The organism is Agrobacterium sp. 10T429 (assembly GCF_056393925.1).
The window spans coordinates 99,404-114,356 of the sequence record NZ_JBFTGV010000009.1; the positions used below are offsets into that span (position 1 = coordinate 99,404).

Consider the following 14,953-nt stretch of genomic DNA (forward strand, 5'->3'; position numbering starts at 1 on the left):
TGCCCGACACCAACAGAGTTACACATTCACCCTGTGTGGAGCTTACCAGGTTCGTTTCGAATCATCATTTAAAATCAGTGTATAATGGCCGAGTCCTGCTGCCACCCCTCGGGCAGCATTTTTACTTTTTGAACAGTGGATATCTTCTCCCCCATCACCTCAGGCGAGATACATAAGCGACTCTGGCAATTGCGTTTTTTGGAAGTGTCCACAGGCCTCAAAAAATTAACGATGGAGGCAGGTCCGGATCGACAGGGAATAATTTCGGGTTGCATGGCCCGCAAACAAAAAGTCCCGGAACCGCAGGMGATCCGGGACCTATTGATGAAAAAGCGCGAAAAGAATCAATCCTTGGCAGCAGAAAGCTTTGCTTCCAGAGCCTCGATGCGGGCGCGCAACGCATCGTTTTCATCGCGCGCCTTGATCGCCATCTCGCGCACCGCGTCGAATTCCTCGCGCTTGACCACGTCGAGGCTGTTCAGCCAGCGATCCGCCTGTGCGTGCAAGGCAGCCTCGGCCTCCTTGCGCATTCCCTGCGCAGCGCCCGCCGCATCGGTCATCAGCTTGGCGAATTCATCCAGAAAACGATTGGTGCCTGTCGTGCTCATGGCCCTGTTCCTTCGTCGGTTCAGGGAGCGTTCCGTTCCCTGCTGTTGATGCCTTTCAGGTAGGCACTCGACAGCCGCCTTGCAAGCAAAATCGAAAAATCCACATGGCTTGCAATGGCCTTCGGCATCGCAAAGCGTCCCTTGAAGAATAATCTTGACCGGCGCTGCGGCAATCGCCATTTTCCTCGCGTAAAGAGACCGGAGAGCATCATCGCCCGGCTCCTTGAGGCAATGGGTCATTCTGTTGTCCGCCCAGCAACGATGACGGAATATACGGATTGTTAGCCGCTCCCACCCAACTTGCCATCATGCCATTTCCGAATATCGATCCGGTTGCCCTGTCTCTCGGGCCTCTGGCGATCCATTGGTACGGCATTGCCTATGTCGCCGGCATCATGCTCGGCTGGTTTTATGCCCGCCGCCTTGCGCTTACGCCTCGCCTGTGGCCAAACGATACATCGCCAATCTCGGCGCAGCATCTTGACGACTTCATCCTGTGGGCAGCCGGCGGCATCGTGCTTGGCGGGCGCATCGGCTACATCCTGTTTTACGATCTTGGCGCCGTCGCCGCAAACCCTATAAGAGCACTTGAGATATGGAACGGCGGCATGTCGTTCCATGGCGGCCTGATCGGCACGACCATCGCCATGATCCTCTTCGCCCGCAAGAACGGCATCCCTGTCTGGAGCATGTTCGATATCATCGCAGCCGTCGCACCTGTCGGCCTGCTGTTCGGACGCATCGCCAATTTCATCAATGGCGAATTGTGGGGACGTATCGCCGACGTTCCCTGGGCCGTCGTGTTCCCGACCGGCGGGCCGTTTGCGCGTCACCCCAGCCAGCTTTACGAAGCGGGACTTGAAGGCCTCGTTCTCCTCGTCATTCTGGCGGTCACCATCTACGTTTTCAGGGCGCTCAAGACACCTGGCATCGTAACCGGCATCTTCGTTTGCGGTTACGCGCTGTCGCGCATCTTCGTGGAATTCTTCCGCGAGCCGGACGCCCAGATCGGTTATCTCGCGGGCAACTGGCTGACCATGGGCATGGTACTCTCCACGCCGATGTTCCTTCTTGGCCTCTGGGCCGTCTTGCGTGCGCGGCGCGCGAAAATACGCGCTTAAGCGGAATGGCCTGCCATGACGACACCGCTTGCGCAACGCATCAAATCCCTCATCCGCCTGAACGGCCCGCTCAGCGTCACCGAGTTCTTCTCGCTTTGCCTCGCCGATCCTGAACACGGTTATTACCGGAGCCGCGAGCCTTTCGGCCGATCGGGCGATTTCATCACCGCTCCGGAAGTCAGTCAGCTTTTCGGCGAAATGCTCGGCGTTTTCGTGGTTCACGCCTGGCAGCGCCATGGCGCACCCGCAGATATTCGTCTGGTGGAAATCGGCCCCGGCCGCGGCACCATGATGTCTGACATGCTGCGCGTCATCCGCCGCATCGCCCCACCACTTTACGAAACGATGCGGGTGCATCTGGTGGAGACCAGCCCTCGCCTTTGCGCCATCCAGAAAGAGACGCTCGCTGCGCATGCCGAACGGCTGACATGGCATGACAGTTTCGATGCGGTGCCTGAAGGTTTCCTGCTCCTCGTCGCCAACGAGCTTTTCGACGCCATCCCAATCCGGCAATTCGTGAAGACGCCGCAGGGTTTCCGCGAACGGGTGGTCAGTCTTGGTACCGATGGTGAACTGGTCTTCTCGACTGGGCTTGCCGGCATCGACCCGGCGCTGCTGCCGCCCGGCCCGGAACGGCAGCCGATTGGCAGCATATTCGAGATCTCACCCGCCCGCGAAGCCGTAATGACCGCAATCTGCCAGCGCCTGTCCGCATATGGCGGCACCGCACTCGCTATCGACTACGGCCATCTGGTCGCCGGATATGGCGACACATTGCAGGCCATGCGCAACCATGCCTTCGACCCGCCGCTTTCTCATCCCGGGCAAGCCGATCTGACCAGCCATGTCGATTTCGAAAGCCTCATCAGGACGGCTGAGGCAAACGGCGTTCATGTCAATGGCGGCATCAGGCAGGGCGACTTTCTTTATGGTCTTGGCCTGAAGGAACGGGCAACCGCCCTTGCCGCAAAAGCTACACCCGACCAGACGCTTGAAATCGCCGAAGCGGTCAACCGTCTCGCTGGCGAAGGGGCTGGCAGGATGGGGGAACTTTTCAAGGTCATCGCCGTTTCAAGTCCCGCGCTCCATCTCATGCCGTTTCGCGCGGTGGATTGACAGTGCAATCACCTCTGGGCCAACATCGGCCCAGAACGAAGCAAGCGAACGCAGACACACTGCACCAGACAAACGCCGCGCAACGCCGCGGCAACAGGAAACATCTCGCTTAACGCATCCCACTGGCCAACAGCGACATTCTCCAAGGAACTCCCGCACCATGCAGAACGAAACGCTGCCGCTCCCCATCCAGAGCCCCCTGCTTGCCGCCTTGAGTGAAAACCGTGTCCGTCACGGTTTCTTCACCCGGCAAGGCGGTGTCTCCGAGGGGCTTTATCAGGGCCTCAATGTCGGCCTCGGTTCGAATGACGAGCCGGAACTGGTGCAGGAAAACCGCCGGCGCGTCACGCAATGGTTCGGCTTGTCTCCGGAACGTCTCGCCACCGTGCATCAGGTCCATTCTCCTGATGTCCTTGTGGTCGATGAAAGCTATGACGGCAGCCGCCCGCAGGCCGATGCGATGGTAACGGCGACACCGGGTTTCGTGCTCGGCGTTCTGAGCGCCGATTGCGGCCCGATCCTTTTTGCTGACGCTGAAGCGGGCGTTGTGGGTGCCGCCCATGCCGGCTGGAAGGGTGCATTGTTCGGCGTGCTCGAAAACACGATCGAGACCATGAGGAAGCTGGGCGCCAGCCGCGAACGCATCTCCGCCTCCCTCGGCCCCTCCATCAGCCAGGCCAATTATGAGGTCGGGCCTGAATATGTGGCGCGCTTCACCGATTTCGATCCTGCCTATGCGGCCTATTTCACCGCTTCGGACAAAGGCGGCCATGCGCTATTCGACCTCAAGCAATTTACGGTGGACCGGCTGGTCAATGCGGGCGTGAGAGCGGAAAACCTCGGCCTCTGCACCTATCCCGATGAAGAACGCTTCTATTCCTACCGACGCACGACCCACCGTGCCGAGCCCGACTACGGGCGGCAGATTTCCGCAATCGCAATTCTGGAGGACTAAATGGCCCTGCACTTCGAGCTCTCGGAATTCGATGCCCGCCGCGAACGGCTGATTGCGAAGATGGCGGAAGAGAAGCTGGACGCCATTCTGCTTTTCGCCCAGGAAAGCATGTACTGGCTGACCGGCTATGACACCTTCGGCTACTGCTTCTTCCAGACGCTGGTGGTCAAGTCGGACGGCTCCATGATGCTTCTGACCCGTTCAGCGGATATGCGGCAGGCCCGGAATACTTCGACGATCGAGAATATTCTCGTCTGGGTCGACCGGCCCAATGCCGACCCGACGCTCGATCTTAAGAACCTCCTCAGCGATCTCGATCTCCTTGGCGCCAAGATCGGCGTGGAATACGACACCCACGGCATGACCGGGCGTGTCGCCCGCCTGCTGGACAACCAGCTTGCCAGCTTCTGCCAGATGATCGACGCCTCCTATCTGGTCAGCAGCTTGCGGCTCATCAAGAGCCCAGCCGAGATCGCCTATGCGAGGAAGGCAGGCAGACTTGCGGACGAGGCTCTGGACGCTGCACTGGAACTCATCAAGCCCGGTGCGGACGAAGCCGCGATCCTCTCGGCAATGCAGGGAGCGGTTCTGGCCGGCGGCGGTGACTATCCCGCCAATGAATTCATCATCGGCTCCGGCGCGGACGCGCTGCTGTGCCGTTACAAGGCCGGGCGCCGCAGGCTCGATGACAAGGATCAGTTGACGCTGGAATGGGCGGGTGTCAGCGCCCACTACCACGCCGCCATGATGCGCACGGTGGTGATCGGCGAACAGGACTTCCGCCAGAAGGAGCTTTACAGCGCCTGCCTGCAAAACCTCACAGACATCGAAGAGGTGCTGCGGCCCGGCAAGACCTTCGGCGATATCTTCGACGTGCACGCCCGCGTCATGGACGAGCGTGGACTGACCCGCCATCGCCTGAACTCCTGCGGTTATTCGCTGGGCGCGCGTTTCTCACCGTCATGGATGGAGCATCAGATGTTCCATGCCGGCAACTCGCAGGAAATCGCCAGCGACATGACCCTGTTCGTGCACATGATCGTGATGGATTCCGATTCCGGCACCGCCATGACCCTCGGCCAGACCTACCTTACCACGGAAGGCGCGCCGGAACCGCTCTCGCGCCATAGCCTCGATCTTCTCACAGCTTAAATCTGCACCGGGTTTGACAGAGCGGGAAAACCGGCCCTACATTGCCGCCACCTTGGGCAAGAAGGAGCGGAACATGAGAGGAAACGTCGCATGAGCCGGAAAGGGTTTACCCGCCCTTTCCAGACGTTTGTCGTTTCGGTCCTCGTCATTCCGGCGCTGGCGTTGACCCTATCGGCCTGCAACACCACGGAGGCGCTGACGCCGCAGGTGAATGTCGGGCACGACAGCTCGCAATCGACACCGGTGACGCAGGGTGATCTCGACCAGATGGCTGCCGCCGCCGACCGCGCGCCCGCAGGCGCACCGGCAACCGCCTCTTCCGTGCCCGCTTACGCACCGCAGAACTCCCTGCAGGCGCAGGCACAGGCGCTTTCCAACGGCAATGAGTACGGCGAACCTCTTGGTCAGACCCAGTCTACCGGACAATCTGCAGGCCACTCACCCGCCAGCACCCAGCCGCCGCCTCCACAGCAGACGGCTGCACTTGCCCCCGCTGCTTCCGGCAACACCATCCGCTTCCTGCCGATCATCGGCGCGCCCGTTCAGGCTGTCACGCCGCTTTCGCGGCAACTGGGCGCCGAGGCGCGGGCAAAGGGGCTGACAATCCGCGCCTCGAACGACAATTCGGCAGAAAACATCCTCAAGGGATATTTCTCCGCCTTCGCCGATGGCAGCAAGGTCAACATCATCTACGTCTGGGACGTTCTGGATGCCAATGGTGTCAGGCTCCATCGCCTGCAGGGGCAGGAAACGGTGGCAGCCAAGGGCAGCGATCCCTGGGCCGCCGCGACCGACAGGGTCATGCAGGATATCGCCGCAAAAACGCTCAACGAGTATTCGTCATGGAAGCAGTCTCAAAGGGGATGAGATGAAACGGCGGGAGAAGTCACAGAGATTTCATGAAAATCATTGCGAAAGCACGGAGTCCTCTTGCAATCGGAAGCAACAACGCTATTAAGGCGCGCATGGCAACAAGGCGTATCCGGCAAAGGCTTTTCAGCCGGATGTTCCTCCCCTTGAACGACGCTTGGTTACGGCAGACACTTTCCCGTGGCGCAAGGCGATTGCATGGAAACAGGCGGGCGCAATGAAGGTTTTCGCAGGCAATTCGAACCGGCACCTTGCCGAAGCGATCTGCAAGTATCTCAACGTTCCCTTGGGAAATGCCACCGTAAAGCGGTTTGCTGACCAGGAAATTTTCGTAGAAATCAGTGAAAACGTACGCGGGGAGGACGTTTTTCTCGTCCAGTCCACTTCGTTTCCGGCAAACGATCATCTGATGGAACTGCTCATCATGATCGATGCCATGCGCCGCTCCTCGGCAAAACGCATCACGGCAGTACTTCCCTATTTCGGTTACGCCCGCCAGGATCGCAAAGCCGGCCCCCGCACACCGATTTCCGCCAAGCTCGTCGCCAACCTGATCACCGAAGCCGGCGCCGACCGCGTTCTGACGCTCGATCTTCACGCCGGCCAGATCCAGGGCTTTTTCGATATTCCGACCGACAACCTCTTCGCAGCGCCCATTCTGGCCCGCGATATCAAGGACCACTACGACACCAACAACGTCATGGTCGTTTCGCCTGACGTTGGCGGTGTGGTGCGCGCCCGTGCCCTGTCGAAGCGTCTGGACTGTCTGCTGGCCATCGTCGACAAACGCCGTGACCGTCCGGGTGAATCCGAAGTCATGAACGTCATCGGCGACGTATCCGGCAAGGACTGCATCCTGATCGACGATATCATCGATTCCGGCGGCACGCTCTGCAATGCTGCCGAAGCGCTGTTGAAAAAGGGCGCAACCAGCGTCACCGCCTATATCACGCACGGCGTGCTTTCCGGCGGCGCCGTTGCCCGTGTGGCCTCATCGAAGCTGCGCGAACTCGTCATCACCGACAGCATCCAGCCGACCACAAGCGTCCAGTCCGCGCACAATATCCGCGTGATCAGCACTGCGGGCCTTCTGGGCGAAGCGATCAACCGCACCGCGCAGGAACAGTCGGTTTCCGGCCTGTTCGACTGAAGCAATCGTTTCTCTCGTACATCTGCAAAATCACTGCATCCGCATACTGTCACCCCGGATTAGTCCGGGGTCCAGTGCGATCAAGTCTTTGATCGCGTAAGACCCTTTCTTACGGCGCGTCCGCGCCGTGGCTGGATGCTGGTTAAAGTTTGGCATGATGAGAAGAAAGCTTATCAATTTTGCCAGCTATCTCAGCATCCGCAGAGATCGCAGCACTCCATCTGCACCACTCAGGAAGATGCCGTGCCCGCATCCGGCGGTCGTTGCAGCCGTGTGGCGGCGGCCTTGATTTTCGGCCACCAGCGCCGAGCGCGGGTGCGAACAGCATGGCTGCCATTGCGCCAAAGGCTGATGGCATCGGCCGTAACGGCATCGCCGGTAAATAGATGACGATGACGGGCAATTGCCAGCGCCCGGTAAAGGAACAGCGTCGTCAGTGCGGAAAACAGCACGGACATCACCACATCGCTGAGAAAATGCCCGCCAGCTGCAATACGCAGACCGGACATGAGGATGATGGCGCCGGCGGCAGTGCTGCCCATGAAAAGACGCCCGCCCCATTGCAGGCGGTTCCAGACAAGCGCGCAGAGCGGCAGGAAAAAGCTCGCTATGAGCGCCGTTTCCCCGGAGGAAAACGAACAGTTTGAATAACATTGCGTGCTGAACTGGAAAGGCGGCGTAAAAAGCTGATGTCCACCGAAATCGCTGACGCTGAACGGGCGGGCGCGGCCGATATTGGCCTTCAGCACCCCGTTTACCAGAAGCCCGGCGCAGAGCACCACAGGCCCGCAGAGAAAGGCCCAGACGCGCCAGCCGGTGCGCTGCAGCGCGCCCAGCCTGATGTTGCCGACCAGAACGATGAAGGCCAGAAGTGCGGCCAGTTCCGTTAACTCCCGCAACGTATCGCGAAACCATTCCGGAACCGGCAGGCTTCCAGCCCACAGGCGCGCTTCGGGCGAGAAAAACAGGGAAGAAAACTCGAGGTCGATGGACGGGAAGGTCGCGAACAGGATGACGAGCGCCAATGTGGCGAACGTAACCCAGATCGTGATCCGCATATGCGAAAGATCATTGTCCATCGGCAACCCTCGGGATGCATTGTGGCGGCAGACGCCAGAGACCAATTTCCTTGCGCTCGAACGAGCCCGGCCCGGCAACCCAGGTCGACAGCGGCGCCTCGCCATTGAGACAGCCCGGCAGGCTGTCCGCCCTCGCAAGATAGACGGGATTTGTCGCCTCTCCGGCTTTCAGCGGGTAAAGAAGCGCGTAGTGGCTGGAAGGAACGCCGGTTTCAGGCAGAGCGCGCGGCATGAGCAGCTTTTCGTCCCGCAGCTGATAAAAGAGTTCGGCCAGAATGGAGCGATCTGCAGCGACGATTGCATCCGCCCCCGCCTCTCGCGCCCTTGAAAGGCCGGTCGACACAAGCTCCAAGCTGCCGAGATAACGCTTCATCGCCAGGTCGCCATTCGGCAAGCGCAATTCCGTTCCGGCAATCGTCATCAACGGCAGTGCGATGGCAACGATGCCGCCGAGCACAAGGGTGGAGACGGTAAGCCAGCGCCGGGATGCCAGGACAGGCACCGCCAGAAGCACGCCCGCGGCATAAGCCCCCACCGCCCAGTTGGCGAGCGCCCGCGACATCAGCCCCTGTGCCGTGATCAGAAGCACGATCGGTACCGAAAGGGCGACAAGCGCCCGGGTTTCAGCGGTTTTGGCCCTGAACGTCGCGACGATCATGCCGATGAAGACGAACGGCCCGACAACACCCGCCTGCGAGAAGAAGAACTCGAGCGCCGGACCAATTTTCAGCTTAACGCCATGCCAGTTGGCATTGTCCGCCGTATGGCGCGCGGTCATGAAATCATGCGCAGCATTCCACCAAAGATTGGGAGCGATGACGGCGGCGCAGACAACTACAGCAATACCGGCGTCACGCCAACGGATGCGCCAGCCCACGCACAGCCAGCCGGCAGCGATGAAGCAGGGCAGAAAATAGATCATCGCATATTTAGACATCAGCCCGAGGCCGAAGCTTAGACCGAGCGCAATGCTCCAGAGCATCGCGGACACACCGGCAGCGCGTGCTTCCGCAAGCTTGCGCACGCAGATCATCGACAGCACGATGAACAGCATCATCGGCGTATCGGTCGAGATCAGAAGACTGCCGAGCGTCACGGCGGGCAGCGTCAGATAGATGACGGCAGCCAGCGAGGCGAGCTTCGCATCATAGATCATGCGCCCGAGCGCAAGGATCGCCGCGGCCGCTATGCCATGGATGACCGGCGCGGCGAGCCGCACGTCGAAGGTGCTCTCGCCGCCGCTCAGAGTGGTGGCGGCGCGAATGATCCAGCCGATCAGCGGTGGCTTGGAATAGGCGCCGAACGCCATCTCCCGGCCCCACAGCCAATATTGCGCCTCATCAACGAAAAGATCGGTGCGGTTGAAAGCAAGCCCGACGACGCGCAGCACAGTGACGAGCACGATTGCCGCAAGCGCAAACGTCATCCATTGGCGCTGCTCATTCGCCTGCGCGTAAGGCAGAGCTGCGGCCTCATGCATGCTGGCGGCGTTCTGCATGGATCAACCAGAGATTTCGGGCATAAATGAACAGGCCGGAGGCCTGTCCCAGAATGAAAACGGGATCGCGACGCCAGATCGCGTATAATAGCAGCACAAGGCCGCCGACGATGGAGAAATACCAGAAGGCTACCGGAATGACCGAGCGGTTCGCCCGTTCCGACGAAATCCATTGAACCAGAAAACGCATGGTAAACAGCATCTGGCCCATAAAGCCGGTGCAGACCCAGAGAAATTCCTTCCAGCTGTTCACATGCAGCATGGACCATAAGGCCGGTGCGTTCACGGCGATGTCTCCGTTTTGAAGGTTTCGGCCCAACTTGCCCGCTTGCGCCGCCGCAACAGCCAGGCAACGCCGATCAGGTCGTGGATGCCGACAAGCGCGCGGCCGATATTGGTGTAATGGGAATTGCCATGAAGGCGCGCCCGGTGCGTGACGTCGACATGGGCAACCTGCCAGCCGTCGCGATTGAAGAGCGCCGGAAAATAGCGGTGGTGGTGATCGAAATAGGGCAAGGCGAGATAGGCGTCGCGACGGAAAGCCTTGAGGCCGCAGCCGGTATCCCGCGTGCCGTCCTTCAATATCCGCGCCCGCAAGCCATTGGCGAAGCGGGAGGAAAGACGTTTTGCAAGCGTATCGCGCCGGCCGACGCGCTGCCCGGCCACAAGCGCAAGCCGGCTCGGCGCGTTCGTGGCAAGAAGCGGCGCAAGAAGCGCCGGCAGATTGTCCGGCGGGTTCTGCCCGTCTCCGTCAAGCATACAGACAACCGGCGCGCGCGCTGCCTGCACACCGCTATGGATCGCAGCCGATTGCCCGYCCTGCCGGTCATGCCGCACCAGCCGCAGCATCGGATAACGCCCGGCAAGCGAAAGCGCCACATCCGCCGTGCGATCGGAAGATGCGTCGTCCACCACGATAATCTCGAACGGACCGACCGGCTGGCAGGCAGCAACGATCTCAGCGACAAGCGTTTCAACGCTCGCTTCCTCATTGTGCATGGGTACGATAACCGCGAAATCCGGGATCGATCTCAAAGGGGCTCCGTCATATCCAGCCGCGGGTGTTCCGCAAACATCGTCGATAGTGGCAAGAGCAGGAGCGCGAAAAGCTTGCATGAATATGAACAGCCGTTGAACTTCGCACGGTATGCGCCTGTTCCATTGCAGTTTTATTACGGAGAATGGCGGCCAGGGCCTTGGATTTTTTCACGGTATGCGGGAAATAATCATACAATTCCCCGCCAAGCTTAACGCGACCGTAAACAATTGTTGCGACGGTACCGCAACGTTCTTTTGGGGGGAGGAAACAGGATGCCGGGTGCAAATCCGACTGCTGTCAAAGCTAAATCATTGTCAATCAAGGCAAAATTCGCAGCGCTCGTCACGGGCGCGACGCTGGTTTCGTGCCTGGCCGTTGGGCTGCTGTCATACGAAATGGGCAAGTCCGGCCTGATCGACGCCAGCAAGATCAGGCTCGAGACGGTTGCGGGAAACCAGTCCAAACAGCTTGATGCCTATACGCTGCGCGTCGAACAAAGCATTTCCGAGCTGTCGCAGAACGCTGCGATCGCTCAGGCGCTGGAAACCATGACCACGGTCGTACCGACGGAAAAGGATGCGATCATTCAGGCATTCCGCCGCGAGGGCGTATCCGAGGAGGAGCGCGCCTCCTTCAACGGTGAAGGCTTGCGGCTGCTCTATGCCATTCGCCACGCCACGATCAACGCGGCCATTGCCAGCGTCTGGCGCAACACCCGGGTCAGCGACATCTACGTCATCGACAAGGCAGGCCTCATTATCTATTCCGTGACCAAGGGCAAGAACTTCCTGACCAATGTGACGGAACCGCAAAACAGCACGATCAAGGAATTGTTCGACCGCATCGAGGCCGGCAAGGACGGTGTCATCAGCACAACTGGGTTCAACGATGACAGCACCAATGACTCGGCCCTGATCGGCATGCCGCTTGCGGTCTCGAACTGGGGCCAGTTGCAGCGCAAGGGCGCCGTCATCATGCGCATTTCCGCAGACCGTATCGGTGCGGCGGTAACACCTGAGGAAACCGGCAAGTCCATCGACGACGCCGTTCTTCTGAGCGCTGAAGGCAAACTTCGCGCGGGCGTGCTCTCCGGTGGGGCTGGAGTCGCCGTTTCCGAAAGTCTCGCGGCACTTACAGGTGCCAGCGAAGCCGGAACGGTCATGGCGAAGACCCCTGCGGGCAGCATCTTCTACGCCTATCGTCCGGTCTCCGTTTTCGGACAGAAGCATCTTCTGGCCATCGGCCAGCAGGAGAGCAAGGTGCTGGCAGCGGCCAATGATCTCGCCTTCTGGGCAACGCTTGCAACACTTGCGGTGCTTGCCGTCATGACACTCATCGGCATTTTCGTTTCCGCCAGCCTGACCAAGCCGCTGACCGGCCTTGCCGGGTTGATGGAACGTCTGAACGGTGGTGACCATAATATTGAGATCAAGGCCGTTTCCCGTGGCGACGAAATCGGAACCATGGCGCGCGCCCTGGAATCCTTCCGCCAGGGCATTCTCGACAAGCAGCGTATGGAAACCGAGTCCCATCGCAAAAGCGAGGAACTGGACGAGGAACGTGCCCAGCGTGAGATGGAAAAGGCGAGAAGTGCAAAGGAGCTGGAAGAAGCAGTCGATGCGCTTGCGACCGGCCTTGCCAATCTTGCTGCGGGCAGGCTCGATCTTCGCATTGAAAAACCTTTCGTGCCGTCGCTCGACCATCTGCGCGTCGATTTCAACAACTCCATAGCGGGGCTGGATGCGACGATCTCCAGCATCGGCGAAAGCGCCAATGCCATCCGCTCCGGCTCCGGCGAGCTGAAAAGCGCATCGGAAGATCTGTCGCGGCGCACGGAACGCCAGGCGGCCGCCCTCGAAGAAGCAGCCGCCGCACTTGGAGACATGACGCAGGCCGTCAACGTTTCCCTCTCCCGCTGCGACGTCGCAGTCGGAACGACGGCGGAAACCATGCAGGATGCCCATAAATCCACCGCTGTCGTCAAAGAAGCGATCGTCGCCATGGAGCGGATCGAGACGTCGTCGTCCAAGATCCGCCAGATCATCGACGTCATCGACCAGATTGCCTTCCAGACCAATCTTCTGGCGCTGAACGCCGGGGTTGAGGCCGCCCGCGCCGGTGAGGCCGGAAAGGGCTTTGCGGTCGTGGCACAGGAAGTGCGGGAACTCGCGCAGAAATCGGCGGCTGCCGCACGGGATATCACGACGCTCATCGCCACCTCTGCGGGCGATGTGGAAAGCGGCGTGGCACTGGTGCTGAAAACCGGAGAAAGCCTCGAGCAGATCCAGAAACGCATCCAGTCGGTCAACGATCAGATCGGTGAAATCGCCACAGCATCGCGCGAACAATCCGGCCGCCTCGGCGAAATCAACGCCTCCGTCAACGAACTCGACCATGTGACGCAGCAGAACGCGGCGATGGTGGAGGAAACGACGGCTGCGGCCTTCTCGCTCGCAAGCGAAGCTGATGGCCTGACCGAACAGGTGGGCCAGTTCTCCGTAGGCGCCACCCGAAAACGCGACCAGCGTTACGCGGCATAGTCCGCAGTAAAAAAAGGCCGGAGGCAAAACCTCCGGCCTTTTATTTTTGCTGAACTTCATCCGGGTTCCCAGGGACCGAAGCCCCTGGGAACTCGCCGGCGGCCGGAAATCAGGACGATCCGTCGCCGGCTTCCGGGGAGGAACTCAGAAGAAGCCAACCTTGTTCGGGCTGTAGGATACGAGCAGGTTCTTGGTCTGCTGATAGTGATCGAGCATCATCTTGTGGGTCTCGCGACCAATGCCCGACTGCTTGTAACCACCAAAAGCGGCACCGGCCGGATAGACGTGGTAGCAATTGGTCCACACGCGGCCCGCTTCGATGCCACGGCCAGCGCGATAGGCGATATTGGTATCGCGGCTCCAGACGCCAGCGCCAAGACCGTAAACCGTGTCATTGGCGATTTCGAGCGCTTCTTCCACCGTCTTGAAGGTGGTGACCGAAACGACAGGACCGAAGATTTCCTCCTGGAAAACCCGCATCTTGTTGTTGCCTTCGAAGACCGTCGGCTGAATGTAATAACCGTCCTTAAGATCGCCCGTGAGCGTCTTGCGGTCACCGCCAGTCAGAACCTTTGCGCCTTCCTTCTTGCCGATATCCAGATAGCGCATGATCTTGTCGAACTGTTCCTGCGAGGCCTGCGCACCCAGCATGGTCGACGGATTGAGCGGGTCGTCCTGGCTGATGGCCTGAACGCGCTTGATCGCCTTTTCCATAAAGCGGTCGTAGATCGATTCATGCACCAGCGCACGCGACGGGCATGTGCAGACTTCGCCCTGGTTGAGAGCGAAGAAGGCGAAGCCTTCAAGCGCCTTGTCAAGGAAAGCGTCGTCTTCATTCATCACATCGGCAAAGAAGATGTTCGGCGACTTGCCGCCCAGTTCCAGCGTGATGTTTGTGACATTGTCGGCCGCATAACGCATGATTTCCTTGCCGACCGGGGTGGAGCCGGTGAAGGCGATCTTGGCGATGCGCTTGCTCTGCGCCAGCGGCTTGCCCGCTTCAACACCAGTGCCGTTGACGATGTTGAGCACGCCCGGCGGCAGCAGGTCTTCGATAAGCTCCATCACCACCAGAATAGAAGCAGGCGTCTGTTCCGCCGGCTTCAGTACCACGCAGTTGCCGGCGGCGAGTGCCGGTGCAAGTTTCCATGCGGCCATAAGGATCGGGAAGTTCCACGGAATAATCTGGCCAACGACACCGAGAGGCTCATGGAAATGATAAGCGACCGTGTCATTGTCGATTTCGCCGATCGTGCCTTCCTGCGCGCGGATGCAGCCCGCGAAGTAGCGGAAATGGTCGATCGTCAGCGGAATATCCGCATTGGTGGTCTCGCGTAGCGGCTTGCCGTTATCCCAGGTTTCGGCCCGTGCGATGAGATCCAGATTGTCCTCGATGCGCTGGGCGATCTTGAGCAGGATGTTGGAACGTTCGGTAACGCTCGTCTTGCCCCACTTCTCCCGCGCCTGGTGGGCGGCATCCAGTGCGAGTTCGATATCGGCCGCATCGGAGCGCGGAACCTCACAAATCTTGTGACCCGTTACCGGCGACAGATTGTCCATGTAGCGGCCGGATTTCGGCTCCACCCATTTGCCGCCGATGAAATTTCCGTATTTCAGCTTGAAGGGCGCTTCGCCAGCTTTGTGCTGAACCTGAATATTCATGATTTCATCCTCCCTGATGAAAACGATCCGCGACGGACCGCATGACAGGAAGGTGGGCCTAGATGATCGTGGCGGGTAGTGGCACCGCGCGGTTCCGCAGCGCACATTGTCTCACATCTGCGACAAACCCGCTCCGATCCCGCTGAATTGAGCGGGTATCGTC

The 14,953-nt window shown here is 59.9% G+C and carries 14 protein-coding genes; 7 read left to right on the top strand and 7 right to left on the bottom strand.

All coding sequences use genetic code 11. The features are described from left to right. Positions 1-344: 344 nt before the first annotated feature. Together AC1DCP_RS19480 and AC1DCP_RS19485 are read right to left on the bottom strand one after the other, a co-directional pair. On the bottom strand, positions 345-608 hold the full coding sequence (locus tag AC1DCP_RS19480; RefSeq protein WP_003513446.1) for an accessory factor UbiK family protein: 264 nt from the start codon (positions 606-608) through the stop codon (positions 345-347). Positions 609-628: 20 nt separating this feature from the next. Next, entirely contained in the window at positions 629-820 is a 192-nt protein-coding gene (locus AC1DCP_RS19485; protein WP_013636583.1) for a hypothetical protein, read from the bottom strand. A gap of 96 nt (positions 821-916) precedes the next feature. Here AC1DCP_RS19485 and lgt point away from each other — a divergent pair, with 96 nt between their 5' ends. From lgt to AC1DCP_RS19515, 6 genes are all read left to right on the top strand, one after another. Further along, positions 917-1,729, top strand: a complete 813-nt coding sequence (gene lgt / locus AC1DCP_RS19490; RefSeq protein ID WP_029658791.1) for a prolipoprotein diacylglyceryl transferase — start codon at positions 917-919, stop codon at positions 1,727-1,729. A gap of 15 nt (positions 1,730-1,744) precedes the next feature. Beyond that, complete coding sequence (locus AC1DCP_RS19495) at positions 1,745-2,845, top strand: class I SAM-dependent methyltransferase (RefSeq protein ID WP_476774571.1); 1,101 nt, start codon at positions 1,745-1,747, stop codon at positions 2,843-2,845. A 160-nt stretch (positions 2,846-3,005) separates the two neighbouring features. Further along, positions 3,006-3,800, top strand: coding sequence for a peptidoglycan editing factor PgeF (gene pgeF / locus AC1DCP_RS19500; protein ID WP_019565220.1), 795 nt, complete (start codon positions 3,006-3,008; stop codon positions 3,798-3,800). Further along, positions 3,801-4,952, top strand: a complete 1,152-nt coding sequence (locus tag AC1DCP_RS19505) for a M24 family metallopeptidase (RefSeq protein WP_112153284.1) — start codon at positions 3,801-3,803, stop codon at positions 4,950-4,952. Between the two features lie 90 nt (positions 4,953-5,042). Beyond that, on the top strand, positions 5,043-5,819 hold the full coding sequence (locus AC1DCP_RS19510; protein WP_065687151.1) for a hypothetical protein: 777 nt from the start codon (positions 5,043-5,045) through the stop codon (positions 5,817-5,819). 220 nt (positions 5,820-6,039) lie between these two features. Next, positions 6,040-6,972: a ribose-phosphate pyrophosphokinase gene (locus AC1DCP_RS19515; protein ID WP_003513466.1), complete on the top strand. Its 933-nt coding sequence runs from the start codon at positions 6,040-6,042 to the stop codon at positions 6,970-6,972. A gap of 230 nt (positions 6,973-7,202) precedes the next feature. Here AC1DCP_RS19515 and AC1DCP_RS19520 read toward each other — a convergent pair whose 3' ends face one another. The 4 genes from AC1DCP_RS19520 to AC1DCP_RS19535 are packed head-to-tail and all read right to left on the bottom strand — an operon-like array spanning position 7,203 to position 10,671. Beyond that, positions 7,203-8,051 (bottom strand): phosphatase PAP2 family protein, encoded by an 849-nt coding sequence (locus tag AC1DCP_RS19520; RefSeq protein ID WP_003513468.1) that lies wholly within the window; start codon positions 8,049-8,051, stop codon positions 7,203-7,205. After that, complete coding sequence (locus AC1DCP_RS19525; RefSeq protein WP_162696138.1) at positions 8,041-9,549, bottom strand: ArnT family glycosyltransferase; 1,509 nt, start codon at positions 9,547-9,549, stop codon at positions 8,041-8,043. Before AC1DCP_RS19525 ends, AC1DCP_RS19520 begins: the two co-directional genes overlap by 11 nt. After that, positions 9,524-9,811, bottom strand: a complete 288-nt coding sequence (locus tag AC1DCP_RS19530; protein WP_019565216.1) for a lipid-A-disaccharide synthase N-terminal domain-containing protein — start codon at positions 9,809-9,811, stop codon at positions 9,524-9,526. Before AC1DCP_RS19530 ends, AC1DCP_RS19525 begins: the two co-directional genes overlap by 26 nt. Positions 9,812-9,831: 20 nt before the next feature. Continuing rightward, a complete protein-coding gene (locus tag AC1DCP_RS19535; protein ID WP_476774583.1) occupies positions 9,832-10,671 on the bottom strand; it encodes a glycosyltransferase family 2 protein in 840 nt (279 codons plus the stop codon). 189 nt (positions 10,672-10,860) lie between these two features. Between AC1DCP_RS19535 and AC1DCP_RS19540 the strand changes: the two genes are divergently transcribed. Then, positions 10,861-13,128, top strand: a complete 2,268-nt coding sequence (locus tag AC1DCP_RS19540; protein WP_476774572.1) for a methyl-accepting chemotaxis protein — start codon at positions 10,861-10,863, stop codon at positions 13,126-13,128. A gap of 144 nt (positions 13,129-13,272) precedes the next feature. Here AC1DCP_RS19540 and adh read toward each other — a convergent pair whose 3' ends face one another. Continuing rightward, positions 13,273-14,790, bottom strand: a complete 1,518-nt coding sequence (gene adh, locus AC1DCP_RS19545; protein ID WP_003513477.1) for an aldehyde dehydrogenase — start codon at positions 14,788-14,790, stop codon at positions 13,273-13,275. Positions 14,791-14,953 lie beyond the last annotated feature (163 nt).